The sequence below is a fragment of the Devosia ginsengisoli genome (assembly GCF_007859655.1).
Classification (GTDB): Bacteria; Pseudomonadota; Alphaproteobacteria; order Rhizobiales; family Devosiaceae; genus Devosia; species Devosia ginsengisoli.
In genome coordinates this window covers 836,979-854,636 of sequence record NZ_CP042304.1, presented here as the reverse complement: position 1 = coordinate 854,636, position 17,658 = coordinate 836,979, and the positions used below count along the sequence as shown (strand labels likewise).

The following is a 17,658-nucleotide window of genomic DNA, read 5'->3' as shown; positions in this document are numbered from 1 at the left end:
ATGAGGGGTCGCTTTCACGGGCGGTGAAGCATGGGAGGGCGCCTGCCATTCGCGCATAGCGCTCATGGCCTTCTCGCCTAAAATCGCTCCACTGGAGCGATTTTGCCTTCGGCCGGTTCGAAGCCCCTCACCCGTAATTTCTTCTGAACGAAGAAATTACCCCCTCTCCCGCAAGGGGCGAGGGGTGGCTCCACTCTTGGGCGAGCGGTATCTGCCACGCCCTCGTGGTTCGACAAGCTCACCGTTAGGGCTACTCGCCGCTTTACCGTGCGTGCTGCGCCTTGATCCAGCGAACGGTCTGGCTCCAGGAGCGCATGACGATGGTGCTGGTTTGCACCGCGTTGCGGCGGAGGCGGATGCCTTCCAGCAAGGTGCCGTCGGTGACGCCGGTGGCGGCGACGAGGACGTCGCCCGCAGCCAGATCGGTGACATCGTAGATGCGGTTGGGGTCGGTAATGCCCATGGCCACAGCGCGGTCGCGCTTGGGCGGGGTGTCGAGGATGAGCTTGCCCTGCATCTGGCCGCCAATGCAGCGGAGAGCGGCAGCGGCGAGGACGCCTTCGGGGGCGCCGCCGGAGCCGAGATAGATATCGATGCCGGTATCCTCGGTATTGACCGCGTGGATGACGCCGGCAATGTCGCCGTCGCTGATGAGCTTGACGGCGACGCCAGTGGTGCGCAGCTCCTCGATGAGGGCGGCGTGGCGCGGGCGATCGAGCACGATGGCGGTGATTTCGCTTAGCGGCACGCCCTTGGCCTTGGCGAGCGCCTTGACGTTTTCGGTGGCCGTCCAGTCGATATGGACGGTGCCGGGCGCGTATTCGGCGCCGATGGCGATCTTGTGCATATAGACGTTGCGGGCGACGTTGAGCAGGCCACCGCGCTCGGCCATGGCCAGCACGACGATGGAATCGGGCTGGTTCTTGGCGCAGAGGGTGACGCCTTCGAGCGGATCGACGGCAATATCGACCTCAGGCCCCTGCCCAGCGCCGACGGATTGGCCGATATAGAGATTGTCGACCTCGCCGGCTTCGCCTTCGCCGATGACGATGCGGCCGGAAATGGCGACGCGGTCGAGCTCGGCCTTCATGGCGAGCACGGCGGCTTCGTCGGCCGCCTGCTCATTGCCCTTGCCGCGCCATTCGGCAGCGGCGATGGCAGCGCGCTCAGTGACGCGCACCAGTTCCAGCGCCAGGCTGCGATGCAGGTTGGCGGGGGTTTTTTCGCCCTCGACCTTCGAAAGTCTCATATTTCCTCCCGGGCCTGACTTGCCCCGGGTGGGGATATCAGAGCGTTTCGATCCGGATCAATTGCGGTTCACCGACGATAAACCCGTCGGCGGCGATCTGCGCAAGCGATTCACGCACGGACGATTCCAAAGTCTGCTGGGTGATCATCACCACGGTGCGGGTGGGCGAGCCATCCGGCGCGACGGCTTTAGCGCCCAAATCGGACCGCTGGATGACGGAATCGATGGAAATGCCACGTTCGCCCATGCGGGTGGAGATGGCGGCCAGGGCGCCGGGCACATCCTTGGCATTGAGGCGGATATAATAGCCACCATCATGCGCGCGGTTGGGGGCCTGTTTATAGGGCAGCAGCTCGTGGCTGGGTACGCCCAGAGGCGGCACGCGGGTGCCGCGGGCGATGTCGAGAATATCAGACAGCACCGAGGAGGCGGTGGGTGGGCCGCCGGCGCCGGGGCCGGCCAGCAGCAGTTCGTGCACGTGGTCGGTTTCGAGCGCCACGGCATTCATCACGCCATCGACGCCGGCAATGGCCGAGCCCTTGGGCACGAAAGTGGGGTGCACGCGCTGCTCGATGCCCTGATCGGTGCGCTGGGCGATGCCGAGCAGCTTGATCTTGTAGCCGAGTTCGGCGGCGACCTTGATATCGTGCTGGGTGATGCGGGAAATGCCTTCCACGCGGATCTCGTTGGGCGCGATCTCGTAGCCGAAGCAGAGCGTGGCGAGAATGGAGAGCTTGTGGGCGGTGTCGAAGCCTTCGACGTCGAAAGTGGGGTCGGCTTCGGCATAGCCCAGGGCCTGCGCGTCCTTGAGGCAGTCGGCGAAACTGATGTCCTCATTGCCCATGCGGGTGAGGATGTAATTGCAGGTGCCGTTCATGATGCCGAAGACCTTGGCGATGCGGGCCGAACCCAGGCCCTCGCGCAGGGTCTTGATGACGGGGATGCCGCCGGCCACGGCGGCCTCGAAGCCGAGCTGGGCGCCGGATTCCTCGGCGAGGCGAGCAAGGGTCACGCCGTGCTTGGCGAGCAGCGCCTTGTTGGCAGTGACGACGGGGCGGCCGATTTCGAGGGCAGCTTTCACAGCAGCAAAAGCGGGGCCGTCTTCGCCGCCGATCAGTTCGACGAAGAGATCGATGCCGTCGGACTTGGCGAGGGCGACCGGATCGTCGAACCAGTCGAGCCCGGAAATATCAATGCCGCGGTCGCGGGATCGCGAGCGCGCGGCAACAGCCGTCACGACGAGCTGGCGCCCTAGCTTTCGCGTGAGGTCGGCGGCGTCCTTCTGCAGGATGCGGACCAGGGTGGCGCCGACATTGCCGAGGCCGGCGACGCCGACGCGCAGGGGCGTCTGGGTTTCGCCATCGCCGAAATCCTGCATGGCCTTGAGGATACGCGTGCGGGTATCGGAGCGCGGCTCGCGGCCCTCGCGCAAGTCGAAGACGAACAGCGGATCGCCCGCGACGGTGCGGCCGAACCGTGTCGGCGTCCAGCCACGGGCGGAGATGAAGGTTTCGACGGCTTGGCGGAAGGAAGCAATATCACTCATGGTGGCGCCATGTGCATAGGAATATGCCTAGTCGTCAATAGGAGTTTGATGGAAAAGTCAGCGGCTTGTGTGGGTTGCGGGCCGAAGATGCGACTCGGCTTGCCCTTCATTCGCCGCTACCACGATGTCATCCCGGCCTTGAGTCGGGATCGCCATAACAGCCGCCAGATCGTCCCGCCGATCGCCACACCTCGCGGCTGTGGCCTGATCTCGAGATGGGCCCAGGCTCAAGGCCGGGGTGACACCGTGAGTGCGGGAAGAGAGTGCCCTGCCCCTGCCTACTTCCCGGCCGCCTTCGCCGCGTCGGCGATCAGCTTGATGTATTGGGGAAAGCCCCACCTGATCGAGAGCGCGGTGGGCGGGGAGACTGAATTGATCAGTTCGGCGCCCACGACATGGGCGACGGCGCCGGATTTGACCTGAGGCTGCAGGGCGACGAGGGAATTGGCGAAGAAGGCGGCGTCGGTTTCGGGGGTCTCGAAATAGGAGATCAGGATGTCGCTGGTGAGGCGGTCGAAGGTTTCGAAGCTCAGCGAATAGAAGAAGCTTTCGCCCTGGGCCAGTTCGGTGACGCTGGGGGCGAGGACCATGCCGAGATCTTCGAGGAAGCTCATGCGCGGATCGAGCCCGGCATAGACGGCGACTTCGCCATTATATTCGGCAATGCCGGCGAAGGTGGCACCCTGCACTTCGGGATATTTTGCGGTTTCGTCGGCCATGAACTGTTCGAGTTCGGCGACGAGGGCTTCGGCTTCGGCACCCTTGCCGATGGCCTTGCCCGAGGTGGTGATGACCTCCTGCCAGGCGGTGCTCCAGGGCAGTTCGGGATAGGCGACGACGGGGGCGATGCCGCTGAGGGTATTGTATTCGTCCTCGGTCAGGCCGGAATAGACGGCGATGATGAGATCGGGCTGGAGGGCGGCGACGGCTTCTATCGGGACGTCATTGCCCGCCGGCAGGATGGTGGGGAATGTGCCGCCCAGCGCGGCCACGGCATCCTTGTCCCAGCCCAGGGCGCCGTTTTCGTCGCCGCCATAGGCGAAGTACGGAATGCCGACCGGGACTTCGCCCAGCGCCAGCACGGCATCCTGGCTGGCCCAGCCCCAGGTGACGATGCGCTGCGGCTTGGCGGGAATGGTGGTTTCGCCGAAGGCGTGAGCGATGGTGACGGGGAAGGTCTGCGCCTGCGCGGCGGTGGCAAAGCCGGCTGTTGCCAGGATGGCGGCGGCCATGGCGGATCTGACGAGATGATTCATGATAGTCTTCCAGGGATTTGGAACATCAGGGCTTTTCGGCGGCTTCGGCAGCGGCGCCGACGGCGGAGACCAGATCGGGCAAGGCCCAGCGCAGGGACAGCGGCGTGACCGCACCGCCCACGGCCATAGTGGTGGAGGCACCATCGACCAAGACGAGAGCGCCCTTTTCGACCTGCGGCGCGCGGGCAGCGAAGGGCTGGGCGAAGAACGCTTCGGAACTGTCCATGAAGGCGACGAGAATATCGGCATCGAGCGAGGCGAGGTTTTCGTAGCTCAGCAGGTAGTTGAAGGCAGCGGGATCGCTGTTGTCGAGTTCGGGGGCGGGCAGCAGGCCGAAGGACAGCAGCAGCTTGGTGCGCGGGTCGATGGCCTTGCGGATGGAGATGGAGCCTTCGCCGCTATCGACGAAGTTGATGACGGTCTTGCCGGCAATGGCGGGGTATTTGGCGACCTCGTCGGCGATGAACTGCTCGGTGTCGGCGATGAGCTGGGCGGCTTCGCCGGGCTTGCCGAGGGCTTCACCGGTCAGGCGGACCACGTCCTGCCAACTGGCGGTCCAACGGATTTCGGGGAAGACGACAGTGGGGGCGATCTGGCTCAGGCGGGCATATTCGGCTTCGGTGATGCCGGAATAGACGGCGATGATGACATCGGGGTCGAGCGCGGCGATGGCTTCGAAATTCGGGGTGCCGGCGCCATCGCCGAGAATTTCCGGCATGGGCTGGCCGCTCTGTTCGATCGCCGCGCGGGTCCAGGCCAGCAGGCCCTCGCCGTCGCCGCCATAGGTCATCGACGGGATGCCGACGGGCACGACGCCCAGGGCCAGCACCGCATCCTGCGTACCCCAGCCCCAGGTGACGACACGCTGCGGCGCGGCCTGGATGGTGGTGGTGCCATAGGCATGGTCCACGCTGACAGGGAAGGCCCGGGCGAAAGCGGCAGGGGTTGTGAAGGCCAGAGGAATGGCGACCAGGATTGTGTGGAGGAGCTTGGGCATGGGGGCACCTATCGAGGGAGGTGCCGCTCTATACGAAAGATGAGTATGTTTGTCATGTAATTATTTGCCGGACCTCCCGCAGGTCGTCCAGTTACGGGTAAATAACTGCCAGTCCAGAAGAAATAGACGTTTTGCAGAGCAGGAAGCGGCAATAAGTTGCTCATTTGACCTCGAATGATCGGCAGTAAATTGCCCATTGGCTGGCACCCCTCCCCGGTCGATAGCGCATTTCGGGCTGGCACGTCGTTTGCACTAGAGGCGCTGTCCACGGACGACCCGTGGAACCGAGGAGGAAGATATGACTACCAAAACTCTGCTCGCATCGCTGGCCCTGGCGACGGCCCTGACCGGCTGGAGTGCGTCGCCGCTGATGGCACAAGACCCGCGCGACGACTTCGACTGGCTCGATCGCATGAACCGGGCATCGGCCGTCATGTTGGCGGATCAGGGCGTTATCACGCCGGAGCAGGCGAAAACCATCGCCGACACAATCGAGCAGGTCTACGCGTTGTCGTCGGAGCCGGGCTTCTCCCGGTCTGGATACCATCTGGGCCTGGAGCCCTTGATGATCGAGATCGGTGGCGTCGATATATCCAGGCTTCACACCGGCCGCAGCACCATCGACATGGGGAGGAGCGGCCTGCGACTGCGTGAGCGGGACCTCTTGCTGTCGACATACGAACAGCTGATCAACACCCGTCAGGCTCTGCTCGACTATGCCGCGAAATATCCGAACGCCATCGTGCCCGGTTATACGCTCGGGGTGCAGGCGCAACCCATCTCGCTGGGACACTACCTCACCGCCTATGCCGGCGCATTTGAACGTCACGCCGACTATATCGAGCAGACCTATGACGTGGTCAACTATTCACCCATGGGGTCGGCAGCCATGGGGACGTCCAGCTATCCAATCGACCGCCAGCAACTGTCCGACCTCCTTGGCTTCACCGCACCGATCCGCAATTCGTTCGACTCGGTGCATCTGGCCACGCTGGAATCGGCCATGCATATTGTCGGCGTCACCTCGGCTATCGCCATGACGTCGAGCCAATTGTCCTCGGACCTGGAAAACCAGTTCCGCATGGTAAAGCCGTGGTTCACCTTCCCCTACGACCTGGACGGCGGCAGCAGCATCATGCCGCAAAAGCAAAATCCGGGTGGCGTCAACAGCACCCGCACCGGAGCCAGCGATGTGGTGGGAATTGGCGCCGCCTATATGTTCGACTCCATCAAGTCAGCGAGTGGCGACACCGACATGATCGGCGAGGAACCGATCGAGGCGCTGACGGCAACAACAGGGGTTCTCAAGCGCATAGAGGACATGTTCGAGGTTTTCGAGTTTCACGAAGATCGCGCGCTGGACGTTGTCCTTGGCGACTACGCTACGGCGACTGAGCTGGCCAATACCCTCCAGCGTGAAGCAAATATCCCCTTCCGGGAAGCTCATCACATCGCAGCCCTGGTCGTGAATTTCGGTCGAACCAACGATCTTCGCCCGATCGACATCACCTATGAAGACTTCAAGGCTGTCTATGCCGAAGCAGCCGAGGAATTGCAGTTGCCAGCTGAGCTGGCGCTGGGTGAGGAGAGCTTCCTGGCAGCCCTCAAGCCTCAGAACATGGTGGAGAAGAGCCAGGGTTTCGGCGGACCGCAATCCAGCGAAGTTGCCAGCATGATTGAGGAAATGAACAGTACCGTCGCGTCCGACAAGGCGTGGCTGGAACAGCAGCAGAGCGCGCTTGCAGAAGCCGATGCCAAGCTCGACGAAGCCTTCGCCGCACTCTTGAAATAGTGCAAGGCCTTCCCTTTCCTCACAAGAGAGGGAAGGCCAAACGCCCTACCCGACGAGCGGTACCACGTTCCCTGCCCCGCTCTTGGAGCCCAGCAGCTTCTTGATGTTGCGGGCGGCCTGGCGGATGCGCTGTTCGTTTTCGACGAAGGCGAGGCGGATATACTGGTCACCATATTCGCCGAAGCCGACGCCGGGGGCGACGCCGACGCCGGTTTCCTTGATCAGGAGCTTGGCGAATTCGAGCGAGCCCATATGGGCGAACTGGGCCGGGATCGGGGCCCAGGCGAACATCGTGGCTTTCGGGACCGGAATGTCCCAGCCGGAGCGGGCGAAGCTCTCGACCATGACGTCGCGGCGGTGCTTGTAGACCTTGCGCACTTCGTCGATGACATCGTCGCTGCCGTTGAGGGCGGCGGCGGCGGCAACCTGGATGGGGGTGAAGGCACCGTAATCGAGGTAGGATTTGACGCGGGCGAGGGCCGCGATCAGGCGCTCATTGCCGACGGCGAAGCCGACGCGCCAGCCGGGCATGGAATAGGTCTTGGACATGGAGGTGAATTCCACCGTTATGTCCATGGCGCCGGGGACCTGCAGCACGGAGGGCGGCGGGTCCTTCTCGTCGAAATAAATCTCGGAATAGGCGAGATCGGAGAGGATGAAGATGTCGTGCTCGCGGCAGTACTTGACCACCTCGGTGTAGAAATCGAGGCTGGCGGTATAGGCCGTGGGGTTGGCCGGATAGTTCAGCACCAGCGCGATGGGCTTGGGGATCGAGTGTCGCACGGCGCGATCGAGCGAGCGCATGAAATCTTCATTCGGATCGGCGGGCATGGAGCGGACGACGCCGCCACTCATGATGAAGCCGAAGGAATGGATGGGATAGGTCGGGTTGGGCACCAGCACCACATCGCCGGGGGCGGTGATGGCCGAGGCCATATTGGCGAAGCCTTCCTTGGAGCCCAAAGTGGCCACGACCTGGGTATCAGGATTGAGCTTCACGCCGAAGCGGCGGCCGTAATAGCTGGCCTGGGCCTTGCGCAGGCCGGGAATGCCGCGCGAGGTGGAATAGCGGTGGGTGCGGCCGTCCTTGACCGTTTCCTGCAGCTTTTCAACGATATGCTGCGGGGTGGGCATGTCGGGATTGCCCATGCCCAGATCGATCACGTCGACGCCTTCGGCGCGGGCCTTGGCCTTGAGCGGATCGATATGGGCGAAGACGTAAGGGGGAAGACGACGGATTTTGTGGAAGTCGGCGCTCATGATTTCCTCGACGGTCCTGCTGGGACCTGAAACTGGCCGCGACGCGCCCGGGGCGCCACGCCTCTGCTGTTAGAGGCGGATATTATCGCGGAATTGTGGTTGTGAACGGGTTAAGTGGCCCTTGGCAGGGGCCGGTCTCGTGTTCGGCTCTTCCCGGCCCGGCTAGGCCATAGGGGAAGAGCTAGCGGGCGTTTGCCGCCGCCACGGGCGCGGGTGCAGCCAATGCAAAGGCAATATGGGCCACTACGCTTGCGGCGAGCGAGGCTCCAACCTTGGCAATAGTGTACAGAGACTGCATGTCCCTTGCCCTTCAGATGCGATTTTTGTAAGGAAATCAGCTATCGACAGGCCGTTCATAAATCCTCCACAGGGTATTGTAAATGGTCCGAGGGGTGCCAACCTTCGGCTCAGACGGTCATATGGTGAGGTAAGATTTTGAAGCGGATTGCCCTTGTCACGATCGGCACGCAAGGCGACGTTCAACCCTATCTGGCCCTTGCGATTGCGCTCAAGGAGCGCGGCTATTCGGTTGTCCTGGGGGCTTCCGAAGAGTTCCAGGGCATGGTGGAAGGCTATGGAATCGAGTTCCATACGCTGGGTCCGTCGATCCAGTCTTTCCTGACGCAGCAGCGATTCGAAAATGCGATGAGCCAGTCCATGCTCATCAACGGCCCGAGCCTGTTGCGGCAGGGCCAGCAGATCGTGGATACGGCAGCGCGCCACGCCTGGCATATGTGCCAGGGCGCGGACATGCTGATCCTCAACATGAATACCAGCTTCGGCATCGACATTGCCGAGGCGATGAACATTCCGGCCATCATGGTGGCCTTGCAGCCGCTGAATTCGACCAGCGAATTCCCACTCTGCATCTATTACGGCGCCGATTTCGGGCCGGCCTTCAACAAGCTGACCTATACGGCGATGACCGTGCAGCAGATCTACTACAACCTGCCGCGCAACAAGCTGCGCCGTGAGTTGATGGGGCTGGATGCGCGCAAGAAGGGCGGCTTCTTCCGCAATACGGACGGCACATCGCTGACCACGCTCTACGCCTATTCGCCGGTGGTATCGCCGCGCCCGCGCGACTGGCCGAAAAGCGCGCTGGTGACCGGCTATTGGCAATTGCATGACCGGACCGACTGGCAGCCGTCAGCCGAGTTCCAGCAATTCCTCTCCGAGGGCGAGGCGCCGGTTTATATCGGGTTTGGCTCGATGCCGTTCGGGGCGGAGCGCAATACCAAGATTCTCAAGGAGGCCGTGTCGATGTGGGGCGGCCGCGCCGTGGTGGCCCGTGGCTGGGGCGGCATCAATCCGCAGGACCTGCCCGACACGATCTTCGCCATCGAGAAGGCGCCGCACGACAAGCTGTTCAAATATGTCTCGGCCGTGGTGCATCATGGCGGGGCGGGCACGACCTCGGCGGGGCTGCATCTGGGGCGGCCGACATTCGTGGTGCCGCAGACGGTGGACCAGCCCTATTGGGGCCGCCGCGTCTATGAGCTGGGCTGCGGACCCAAGCCGGTGCGGCTGCGCAAGCTGACCTCGGAAATCCTGGCCGGGGCACTGGCCGACCTTTCCACCAACGAAGATTATCGCCGCAATGCCGCCGATGTGGCCGAGAAGCTGCATGGCGAGGATGGGGCGGAAAAGGCCATCAAGGTGATCGAGCGGGTGATGAACAATTACGTGCCCCGCATGCCCAAGGCGAAGAAAGTGCGGAAGGCGAAGAAGCCGGCGCTGAAGCTGGTGGGGTGAGTGCGGGCACCTGCTCCGAACTTCTTCGTAGTCCGATTTGTGCGGCCCACCCCCACCCTTGATCCCTCCCCACAAGGGGGAGGGAGACGATGAACACAGGATTCCGAGTTAGCGCCTCCCTCCCCTTGATGGGGAGGGATTGAGGGTGGGGTGACGGGAGCCACAGAAGTCCGAAGTGAGCGCTCCCCTGAGGGGGCAGCTTCTATTCCTCGTTGCAGACCACTTCGAGATTGTTGCCGTCGGGGTCGATGACGAAGGCGGCGTAATAGGTCGGGGTGTAGTCGCGCAGGCCGGGCGCTCCGTTGTCCTTGCCGCCATGGGCGAGTGCGGCGGCGTGGAAGGCGTCCACTGCCTTGCGGTCGTCGGTCTTGAAGGCCAGGTGGATGTTGGAACTGCCCTTGTCATCGGCGCCGATCCAGAAATCAGGATAGGCGCGGCCCAGGCCGGCGGCGCCGGGATATTCCATCATCACGGTATAGCCAAGGGGCGCCAATACCGCCTTGTAGAAGGCCATCAGGTGGTCGAATTGCGTGGTGCGAAGGCCGACATGGTCCAGCATGGAAATCTCTCCGGTTCAGTTGCCCGCATGTCGTGCCATGACCTGCTGACAGGGTGTGGCATGAGCGTTGGATCGAGCGCGCCGACTCTCTTCGAGGAACTCTTCCTATTCCCTGCCCCGTCGCGCCATCCGGTAGCTGTGGAGCACGCCCAGCAGCAGCGGCAGCAATACCGCGACCAGCGATCCGATGATGAGGATCGGGGCGGCGCCGGTGAACAGGGTGAGGATGACCAGCAGGGCTCCCGATATCATCATGGCGAGGCCGGTGAAGCGGTGGGTGGCTGCCCAGTTGGCCGGATCGGCCAAAGTAGTCCGGAGCCTTATGCCGCCATAGCGGTTGGGCTGGGACTTGGGCATGATATTGCCAAGCACGATCAGCAGGGCGGCAACGCTCCAGGCGACGACGCGGGGAAGCGCGAAATCGAACTGGAAGACCAGGACGAGCTGGAAGGCCAGGAACATGGCGAGGATGACGGGCAACACCGCCTCCATGACATGGCGGCCGCCGGCCAGCCGTTCCGGGCTGGCGAAGCGCCCGATGGCCCAGAACAGCGCCAGCATGGCAAGGCCCAGCGCGGGCGTGAGGATCAGCGCATCGTCGCGGCCGGCAAAGCGGTCTGGCTGGCCGAATATGTCCCAGTGGATGGGCAGGCGAGCATCGGCGGGGATGCTGACCACGCCGGCAATGGTGGCGACGGCGATCAGCGACAACAGGAGATGGTTGAGGCGGGTGAAAACGCGCAAAGCGGTCATTCTTCATCATCCTTGAGCGAGAGGAGGCTGGCCAGGGCCGCTTCCAGAATGCTGGCATTGAGGTGGTAGATGAGGCTGGTGCCCTGCCGCTCGACCACGACGAGATCGGCCTCGCGCAGCTTGACGAAGTGGACCGAGAGGGTGGGCCGGCTGATGTCGAAATGGGTCGCGAGGTCTCCGGCGCTCAGCGGGCCGGCCTTGAGCAGCGCGAGGACCTTGCGGCGGACCGGATGGGACAGGGCTTCGAAGACGGTGTTGATGCCCACGGCGTGGTGGTCCTTATTTCGTTCATACGCTAATTAGTTAAATGACTAATTAGAGTCAAGACGAAATAGAACCTGTGCGGTGCCGCTGCGGCATCCCGCGAAGGCGGGAATCCATTCGTTGGGCCCGTGGAAAAGTGGATCCCCGCTTTCGCGGGAATGACGTGTTGGGTAGCGAGACAAACAAAAGGGGAGGCTTTCGCCTCCCCTTTTTCGTCTGGCTATGTGCCCTGCTTTATTCGGCAGGAACCGCGTCCGCCGTGTCCAGCGAGTCGATGCTTTCGCCCGCGTCGTAGACGGACTGATCGAGAATGCCCTGGCGCTTGGCGACGATGGTCGGGATCAGCGCCTGGCCGGCGACGTTGACGGCGGTGCGGCCCATGTCGAGGATCGGATCGACGGCGAGCAGCAGGCCGACGCCTTCCAGCGGCAGGCCGAGGGTGGAGAGCGTCAGCGTCAGCATGACGGTGGCGCCGGTGAGGCCCGCGGTGGCGGACGAACCGATGACCGACACGAAGGCGATCAGCAGGTAGTGCTCGATGCCGAGCGGCACGCCGAAGAACTGGGCCACGAAGATGGCCGAGATCGCCGGGTAGATGGCGGCGCAACCGTCCATCTTGGTGGTGGCGCCGAGCGGCACGGCGAAGGCGGCATATTCACGCGGCACGCCCAGGTTCTTTTCCGTAATGCGCTCGGTGACCGGCAGGGTGCCGATGGAGGAACGCGACACGAAGGCGAGCTGGATGGCCGGCCAGGCGCTCTGGAAGTAGCGGATAGGGTTGAGGCCATGGGCCTGCAGCAGCACCGGATAGACCACGAACAGCACCAGGGCCAGGCCGATATAGATGGCCGCCGAGTACCAGCCGAGCTGAGCCAGGGCATCCCAGCCGTAGACGGCAACGGCATTGCCGAGCAGGCCGATGGTGCCGATGGGCGTCAGCCGGATGACCCACCACAGGATCTTGTGGACGATCTTGAGGAAGGAGCGGTTGAAGGCGAGGAACGGATCGGCAGCCGGGCCGACCTTGAGGGCGGCGATGCCGACCACGATGGAGACCACCAGGATCTGCAACACGTTGAAGTTCAGGCTGGTGGTGGCGCCGCTATCGGTGACGCGGGTCGACGCCTGGAGGCCGAAGATATTGGCGGGGATCAGGCCCTTGAGGAAATCGAGCCAGGAACCCGACGACGACGGGGCGCGGGCCGCGGTTTCGGCGACGGCAGTGTTGAGGCCCGGCTGGATGATGAGGCCGAGGGCGATACCGATGGCCACGGCGATCAGCGCGGTAATGGCGAACCACAGCAGGGTCTGCCAGACCAGCTTGGCCGCATTCTGCAGTTCGCGGAGATTGGCGATCGAGGCCACGATGGCGGTGAAGACCAGCACCGGCACCAGTGCACGCAGCAGCGACACGAAGGCAGAGCCGACAGTGGAGAGCGTCTGGACCAGCCAGTTGGCGCCGCCAGCGGCGTCAGGACCCATCTGGCGAGCGATGTAGCCCAGGATCAGGCCGATGACCATGGCGGCCAGGACCTGGAAGCCGAAGGATGCATAAAACGGCTTGGGCGCGCGCGGCGCCCGAGCAGCGGAAACAACGGTTGGAGACATGTGTTGACCTGCAATGAGCCGAGGGCACGCCCAACAATTGGGCGGCACGCCTCGAAATTAAGCACGATTCTACGCCCTTAACGGAAAAATCGCAGCGCAAAGCATTGCGTTTCGGGGGCTTTGCGGGAAATTTCCTGCCGGGAGCGAGCCATTCCCAGCAATGGCCATGCTGCGCGGTCAGCGGTTGAGAAACAGCACGGTGACCAGCCCGGCCACCACGGCGGGCAGCAGAAGGGCGGCGGCGAAGGACAGGATCAGCATGCCGATGCCGGCATCGAGCCAGGCCAGGACCAGCACGCAGACGCCGCCGAGGCCGTAGCTCATGCCGGTGGCGCGATGGACGATGCGCCAGGCCAGGTCGGAGCGCACCGGCCAGGGCATGCGCAGGCCGGCATAGGTGTGGCGCTCGGCTTCGTAGAGGACGACGCCGAGCAGGAGCAGCGCCGCGCCAAGGGCAAAGGCGGTGACGCGGACGAAATCGAGATCGGAGCCGATGCCTGACAGCAGCAGGCCGAGCTGGGTGGCGGCAACGACACCCATCAGCGCGGTCAAAGCCGGCTGGAGGATATGCTGGGCCTTGGCATACTGGTTTTTCGTCAGCAGGCGGCCGAGCAGGAAGAAAATGGCCATGAGCAGCAACTGGATTGCCGGCGCCACGAAGATGACCAGGCGCGGCCAGAGCCAGTCGGCACTGGTGCCGGACCAGTGGGCGAGAAAGACGAAATCCTCCGGAATCCGCAGCATGCCGACGCCGGTCATGGCCAGCGTGACGGTCAGCAGCAGGAGATGGAAACGGGTGACGAGGATTTGCATGCTGACAAAATCTGGTGGACGCGGAGAGATCGCAACCCCTCACCCGGTAATTTCTTCTGAACGAAGGGCGGGGGCCTCCCCCTGATAGGGGGAGGAACAGATCGCGTTTGTGGCGCGATCTTGCCCCATTCGCCGGCCAGATTCCTCCCCCTATCAGGGGGAGGTTAGGAGGGGGTATCCGGGCAAAAAGAAAGGGCCGGTTTCCCGGCCCTTTGCACATTCGATCCGAAGCTTAGCGCTTGGAGAACTGGAAGGAACGACGGGCCTTGGCCTTGCCGTACTTCTTGCGTTCGACGACGCGGCTGTCGCGGGTCAGGAAGCCGCCCTTCTTGAGGATCGGACGCAGGCCCGGCTCGAAGAAGTTCAGCGCCTTGGAGATGCCGTGACGCACGGCGCCGGCCTGACCGGACAGGCCACCACCGGCAACGGTGACGACGACGTCATACTGGTCAGTGCGCTCGGTGGCGACGATCGGCTGTTTGACGATGAGCTGGAGCACCGGACGAGCGAAATAGGTGGCGAATTCGCGACCGTTCACCACGACATTGCCCTTGCCCGGCTTGATCCAGACGCGAGCAACGGCGTTCTTGCGCTTGCCGGTGGCATAGGCACGGCCCTGGGCGTCGAGCTTCTGGACATGCACCGGAGCGGTGTTCACGGCCGGAGCGACGTCAGTGGTCGCGAGGTCTTCGAGGGAGTTGATGGTTTCAGCCATATTACTTCACCCGCGCATTCTTGGAGTTCATCGCAGCAACGTCCAGCTTGGCCGGGTTCTGCGCTTCATGGGGATGCTCGGCGCCGGAATAGACGCGGAGGTTCTTGAGCTGGGCGCGGGTCAGCGGACCACCCGGCATCATGCGGCGGACGGCGTTTTCGAGCACGCGCTCGGGGAAACGGCCTTCCAGGATCTGACGGGCAGACCGGTCCTTGATGCCGCCGGGGAAGCCGGTGTGCCAATAGAACTTATGCTGGTCCAGCTTGCGGCCGGTGAGCTTCACCTTGTCGGCATTGATGACAACGATGTTGTCGCCCATGTCCATATGCGGGGTGAAGGTCGGCTTGTGCTTGCCGCGCAGACGCGAAGCGATGATCGAAGCGACGCGGCCCACGACGAGGCCATTGGCGTCGATCAGGATCCACTTCTTTTCAATCTCGCTCGGTTTTGCCGAGTAAGTGCTCATGCTAGAATTCCCTAGATTTCCTGGGGCTTGCAGCCTTCATCCAAGGAGGAAAGCAGCCCGTTCGGCCGCTCCACTAGAGCAGGATTCGATATGGGTCAAGCGCCTTTAAAAGAGCGTTGTATTTCAATGGGTTACGGATGCGGTATTATATTACCGCGTCGCGCCCAGTGAATGCGTCTTGGTGAGGTCGGCGAGATAGGCGCAGACGCTCGAGGCGAGAATGAAGGCCAGGCCCTGGTGGCTGACGGCCAGATCGATCTGCACCATGGAGAGCAGCGTGGCGATGCCCAGCCCCACCTGCGCCAGCACCAGCACGGCGATGAGGACCAGCCAGCGATGGACGCCGCCCAAACCTGCTTTGCGGGCCTGCAGGAACAGCAGCACGGCGATCACCGCGGTGATGAAATAGGCCAGCATGCGGTGGTTGAACTGCACGGTGAGGCCATGCTCGAACATGCTGCGCCAGCCCGGCTCATAGGCGCCCAGGCCGTCGGGGATGAGCTTGCCTTCCATCAGCGGCCAGGTGTTGTAGCCCATGCCGGCATCGATGCCCGCCACGAAGCCGCCCGCGGCGATCTGGATCACCAGCAGCACGAGCAGCAGGGCGATGGAGACCACGTTGAAGCGGGTGACCCTGCCCTCGGTGGGTTGCGGCCGCATGCGGCGGGCGACCCAGACCAGTGCCAGCAGCAGCAAGGCGGCGGCGGTGAGATGCGTGGCGAGACGGTATTGGGAGACCGAAGTCAGTTCGGTGAGGCCGGAGGAGACCATCCACCAGCCCAGAAAGCCCTGGAAGCCGCCGAGCAGGAACAGGCCGGCCAAAGGCACGGCCATGTCGCGGGTCAGGCGCTTCTGCACCAGGAAGACCACGAAGGGGATTGCGAAGGCGAAGCCGATCATGCGGCCGAGGAAACGGTGAATCCACTCCCACCAGAAAATGCCCTTGAAGTCCTCCAGCGTCATCCAGTGGTTATAGACATCATATTGCGGGATCAGCTTGTAGCCGGCGAATTCGGCCAACCAATCGGCTTCGTTCAGCGGCGGAATGATGCCGGAAATCGGGCGCCAGGTGGTGATGGAGAGGCCCGACCCGGTCAGCCGCGTCATGCCGCCGACCATGACCATGCACAGTACCATGAAGGCCAGCAGGTATAGCCAGATGCGCACGGGGCGCAGCCGGTCCCCGGCTATCGTGGTCTGGCTCAGTGCGGCATTTTGGATGGTGGTCACGGCAGATTCCCGGTGTCGATGGGCGTGGCGGAGTGGTATGCCCGAGCGGACCTTACCGCAACAGGCGCGATGCCGCACATGACCCAGCGCAGCCGCAAGGCACTCGGAATCCTGCTGATCCTCGGCTCCATCGTGGCCTGGCTGTCGGTGTTCACCTCGATCTACCTGGCATTTCCGCCCGGCCTGCCGATCTGGATCCTGATGCCGTATTTCATCGTGGCGGGCATGGGCTGGCTGTTTCCGGCCATGTGGATTATTCGCTGGATGGCGAAGCCGGACGCTTAGGGTTGGTGCCACGACCTCGTGGTTCGACAGGCTCACCATGAGGTCTACTGGGAAAGTCTAACCGCCTATCCGGTCAGTTTGCCCATGGCGGAGAAGATTGCTCCGGTAGCGAAAACATCGACATAGCGGCGAGATTGAAAGTATCCGTTCAAGGACACGCGCGGCAGAGCGTGCGGCGAGGCCGCGTGACGGGCGTAGAGGCCGCCGGGGCGTGTCGTCACCGCTGAGCGGAAGCCGAGTTCGCGGGCGAGGTCGAATTCGCGCTGGTCGGCCGAGAGCGGGCCGCCGAGCGGATAGGAGAAATGGGCCGGACGCTGGCCGAATTGCGCCAGCAGGATATCGACCGACTGGGCCATCTCGCTGCGGGCCTGCTCGATGGGGAGCTTGGCCAGTTCGTAATGATGGACGGTATGGGCGCCGATGGTGCAGAGCGGATCGCCGGCAAACAGGCGCAATTCCTGCCAATCCATGATCAGGTCGCGGCATTGCCGGTCGAGATCGTAGCCATAGGCGGTGGCGAAGCTGCGTACCAGCGCGACCCGGTCGGGTTCGGGCATCTTGCGCATCTGCCAGTAGAGGGTGTTGAAGGCCGCGTTCTTCCGCACAGTGGTGCTGGTATCGACATAGTCGGTCTGACCGTCCGACGTCATGGCGATGGCGTCCTGGCGGGTGATAATGTCCTCGATGGCCTGCCACCAGAGCTGGCCGACGCCATCGACCAGTGCCGTGGGCACGTAGAGAGTGAAGGGCGCATCGTGCCGACGCAGGATGGGCAGCGCGTGGCGCAGATTGTCCTTATAGGCATCGTCGAAGGTCAGGACGATGAAGCGGCGGCCGGGTTGGGGCGCGGCGAGGCGTTCAAGGGCCTCATCGAGGCTGACAATGTCGAGATCGAGATCGCGAACGCGCTCGATGACATAGTCGAGGAAATCGGGCCGCACCTGCAGGATGGCATTGGGCGAGAAATCGGCCGGCTCTTCAGGCAAGACGCGGTGCAGCGTGAAAATCACGCCGCGGGAGGACGAGAGCGTGCGGATCAGGCCGGGCAGCCGCGACAGCCAAAGGGCCTCGAACATGGCGCGAATGGCCGCATATTTGGCTGACACGAAT

17 protein-coding genes are annotated in these 17,658 nt (G+C 63.3%); 3 read left to right on the top strand and 14 right to left on the bottom strand.

Going from position 1 to position 17,658, the window contains the following annotated elements:
* Positions 1 to 262 precede the first annotated feature (262 nt).
* From glpX to FPZ08_RS04140, 4 genes are all read right to left on the bottom strand, one after another.
* Positions 263 to 1,249: a class II fructose-bisphosphatase gene (gene glpX / locus FPZ08_RS04155; RefSeq protein ID WP_146288817.1), complete on the bottom strand. Its 987-nt coding sequence runs from the start codon at positions 1,247 to 1,249 to the stop codon at positions 263 to 265.
* Positions 1,250 to 1,286: 37 nt separating this feature from the next.
* Positions 1,287 to 2,627: a homoserine dehydrogenase gene (locus FPZ08_RS04150; protein WP_246132869.1), complete on the bottom strand. Its 1,341-nt coding sequence runs from the start codon at positions 2,625 to 2,627 to the stop codon at positions 1,287 to 1,289.
* 446 nt (positions 2,628 to 3,073) lie between these two features.
* Positions 3,074 to 4,051, bottom strand: a complete 978-nt coding sequence (locus tag FPZ08_RS04145; RefSeq protein WP_146288815.1) for an ABC transporter substrate-binding protein — start codon at positions 4,049 to 4,051, stop codon at positions 3,074 to 3,076.
* A 25-nt stretch (positions 4,052 to 4,076) separates the two neighbouring features.
* Entirely contained in the window at positions 4,077 to 5,048 is a 972-nt protein-coding gene (locus FPZ08_RS04140; RefSeq protein ID WP_146288814.1) for an iron-siderophore ABC transporter substrate-binding protein, read from the bottom strand.
* A 298-nt stretch (positions 5,049 to 5,346) separates the two neighbouring features.
* On the opposite strand from FPZ08_RS04140, the gene FPZ08_RS04135 reads away from it, so the two are divergent.
* The gene (locus tag FPZ08_RS04135) at positions 5,347 to 6,840 is read left to right on the top strand and encodes a lyase family protein (RefSeq protein ID WP_146288813.1); all 1,494 of its coding nucleotides are present in this window, start codon (positions 5,347 to 5,349) and stop codon (positions 6,838 to 6,840) included.
* 45 nt (positions 6,841 to 6,885) lie between these two features.
* Here FPZ08_RS04135 and FPZ08_RS04130 read toward each other — a convergent pair whose 3' ends face one another.
* Complete coding sequence (locus FPZ08_RS04130) at positions 6,886 to 8,100, bottom strand: LL-diaminopimelate aminotransferase (RefSeq protein ID WP_146288812.1); 1,215 nt, start codon at positions 8,098 to 8,100, stop codon at positions 6,886 to 6,888.
* A gap of 435 nt (positions 8,101 to 8,535) precedes the next feature.
* Between FPZ08_RS04130 and FPZ08_RS04125 the strand changes: the two genes are divergently transcribed.
* A complete protein-coding gene (locus tag FPZ08_RS04125) occupies positions 8,536 to 9,855 on the top strand; it encodes a glycosyltransferase (protein WP_146288811.1) in 1,320 nt (439 codons plus the stop codon).
* 202 nt (positions 9,856 to 10,057) lie between these two features.
* On the opposite strand, the gene FPZ08_RS04120 is transcribed toward FPZ08_RS04125, so the two are convergent.
* From FPZ08_RS04120 to FPZ08_RS04085, 8 genes are all read right to left on the bottom strand, one after another.
* Positions 10,058 to 10,414: a VOC family protein gene (locus FPZ08_RS04120; RefSeq protein ID WP_146288810.1), complete on the bottom strand. Its 357-nt coding sequence runs from the start codon at positions 10,412 to 10,414 to the stop codon at positions 10,058 to 10,060.
* Between the two features lie 105 nt (positions 10,415 to 10,519).
* Positions 10,520 to 11,167 (bottom strand): SdpI family protein, encoded by a 648-nt coding sequence (locus FPZ08_RS04115; protein WP_146288809.1) that lies wholly within the window; start codon positions 11,165 to 11,167, stop codon positions 10,520 to 10,522.
* Positions 11,164 to 11,433, bottom strand: coding sequence for a metalloregulator ArsR/SmtB family transcription factor (locus FPZ08_RS04110; RefSeq protein WP_210246857.1), 270 nt, complete (start codon positions 11,431 to 11,433; stop codon positions 11,164 to 11,166). The genes FPZ08_RS04115 and FPZ08_RS04110 overlap by 4 nt, the downstream gene beginning before the upstream one ends.
* Before the next feature lie 232 nt (positions 11,434 to 11,665).
* Positions 11,666 to 13,039 (bottom strand): dicarboxylate/amino acid:cation symporter, encoded by a 1,374-nt coding sequence (locus FPZ08_RS04105; protein ID WP_146288808.1) that lies wholly within the window; start codon positions 13,037 to 13,039, stop codon positions 11,666 to 11,668.
* 177 nt (positions 13,040 to 13,216) lie between these two features.
* Positions 13,217 to 13,852 carry an SdpI family protein gene (locus tag FPZ08_RS04100; RefSeq protein ID WP_146288807.1) on the bottom strand — a complete coding sequence of 212 codons (636 nt, stop codon included), beginning with the start codon at positions 13,850 to 13,852 and terminating at the stop codon, positions 13,217 to 13,219.
* Positions 13,853 to 14,084: 232 nt separating this feature from the next.
* Positions 14,085 to 14,567, bottom strand: a complete 483-nt coding sequence (gene rpsI / locus FPZ08_RS04095; protein ID WP_146288806.1) for a 30S ribosomal protein S9 — start codon at positions 14,565 to 14,567, stop codon at positions 14,085 to 14,087.
* Position 14,568: 1 nt separating this feature from the next.
* Positions 14,569 to 15,033 (bottom strand): 50S ribosomal protein L13, encoded by a 465-nt coding sequence (gene rplM / locus FPZ08_RS04090; RefSeq protein ID WP_146288805.1) that lies wholly within the window; start codon positions 15,031 to 15,033, stop codon positions 14,569 to 14,571.
* A 150-nt stretch (positions 15,034 to 15,183) separates the two neighbouring features.
* Positions 15,184 to 16,263 carry a COX15/CtaA family protein gene (locus FPZ08_RS04085; protein WP_146288804.1) on the bottom strand — a complete coding sequence of 360 codons (1,080 nt, stop codon included), beginning with the start codon at positions 16,261 to 16,263 and terminating at the stop codon, positions 15,184 to 15,186.
* Positions 16,264 to 16,341: 78 nt separating this feature from the next.
* Here FPZ08_RS04085 and FPZ08_RS04080 point away from each other — a divergent pair, with 78 nt between their 5' ends.
* Positions 16,342 to 16,548: a DUF2842 domain-containing protein gene (locus FPZ08_RS04080; RefSeq protein WP_186767200.1), complete on the top strand. Its 207-nt coding sequence runs from the start codon at positions 16,342 to 16,344 to the stop codon at positions 16,546 to 16,548.
* Positions 16,549 to 16,613: 65 nt separating this feature from the next.
* On the opposite strand, the gene FPZ08_RS04075 is transcribed toward FPZ08_RS04080, so the two are convergent.
* Positions 16,614 to 17,654 (bottom strand): polysaccharide deacetylase family protein, encoded by a 1,041-nt coding sequence (locus FPZ08_RS04075; protein WP_146288802.1) that lies wholly within the window; start codon positions 17,652 to 17,654, stop codon positions 16,614 to 16,616.
* Positions 17,655 to 17,658: the final 4 nt, after the last annotated feature.

Coding starts and splice junctions, on each gene's coding strand:
- FPZ08_RS04135 (WP_146288813.1), top strand. CDS start 5,347: ATGACTACCAAAACTCTGCTCGCATCGCTGGCCCTGGCGACGGCCCTG.
- glpX (WP_146288817.1), bottom strand. CDS start 1,249: ATGAGACTTTCGAAGGTCGAGGGCGAAAAAACCCCCGCCAACCTGCAT.
- rpsI (WP_146288806.1), bottom strand. CDS start 14,567: ATGGCTGAAACCATCAACTCCCTCGAAGACCTCGCGACCACTGACGTC.
- FPZ08_RS04120 (WP_146288810.1), bottom strand. CDS start 10,414: ATGCTGGACCATGTCGGCCTTCGCACCACGCAATTCGACCACCTGATG.
- FPZ08_RS04140 (WP_146288814.1), bottom strand. CDS start 5,048: ATGCCCAAGCTCCTCCACACAATCCTGGTCGCCATTCCTCTGGCCTTC.
- FPZ08_RS04100 (WP_146288807.1), bottom strand. CDS start 13,852: ATGCAAATCCTCGTCACCCGTTTCCATCTCCTGCTGCTGACCGTCACG.
- FPZ08_RS04105 (WP_146288808.1), bottom strand. CDS start 13,039: ATGTCTCCAACCGTTGTTTCCGCTGCTCGGGCGCCGCGCGCGCCCAAG.
- rplM (WP_146288805.1), bottom strand. CDS start 15,033: ATGAGCACTTACTCGGCAAAACCGAGCGAGATTGAAAAGAAGTGGATC.
- FPZ08_RS04080 (WP_186767200.1), top strand. CDS start 16,342: ATGACCCAGCGCAGCCGCAAGGCACTCGGAATCCTGCTGATCCTCGGC.
- FPZ08_RS04130 (WP_146288812.1), bottom strand. CDS start 8,100: ATGAGCGCCGACTTCCACAAAATCCGTCGTCTTCCCCCTTACGTCTTC.
- FPZ08_RS04145 (WP_146288815.1), bottom strand. CDS start 4,051: ATGAATCATCTCGTCAGATCCGCCATGGCCGCCGCCATCCTGGCAACA.
- FPZ08_RS04150 (WP_246132869.1), bottom strand. CDS start 2,627: ATGCAGGATTTCGGCGATGGCGAAACCCAGACGCCCCTGCGCGTCGGC.
- FPZ08_RS04115 (WP_146288809.1), bottom strand. CDS start 11,167: ATGACCGCTTTGCGCGTTTTCACCCGCCTCAACCATCTCCTGTTGTCG.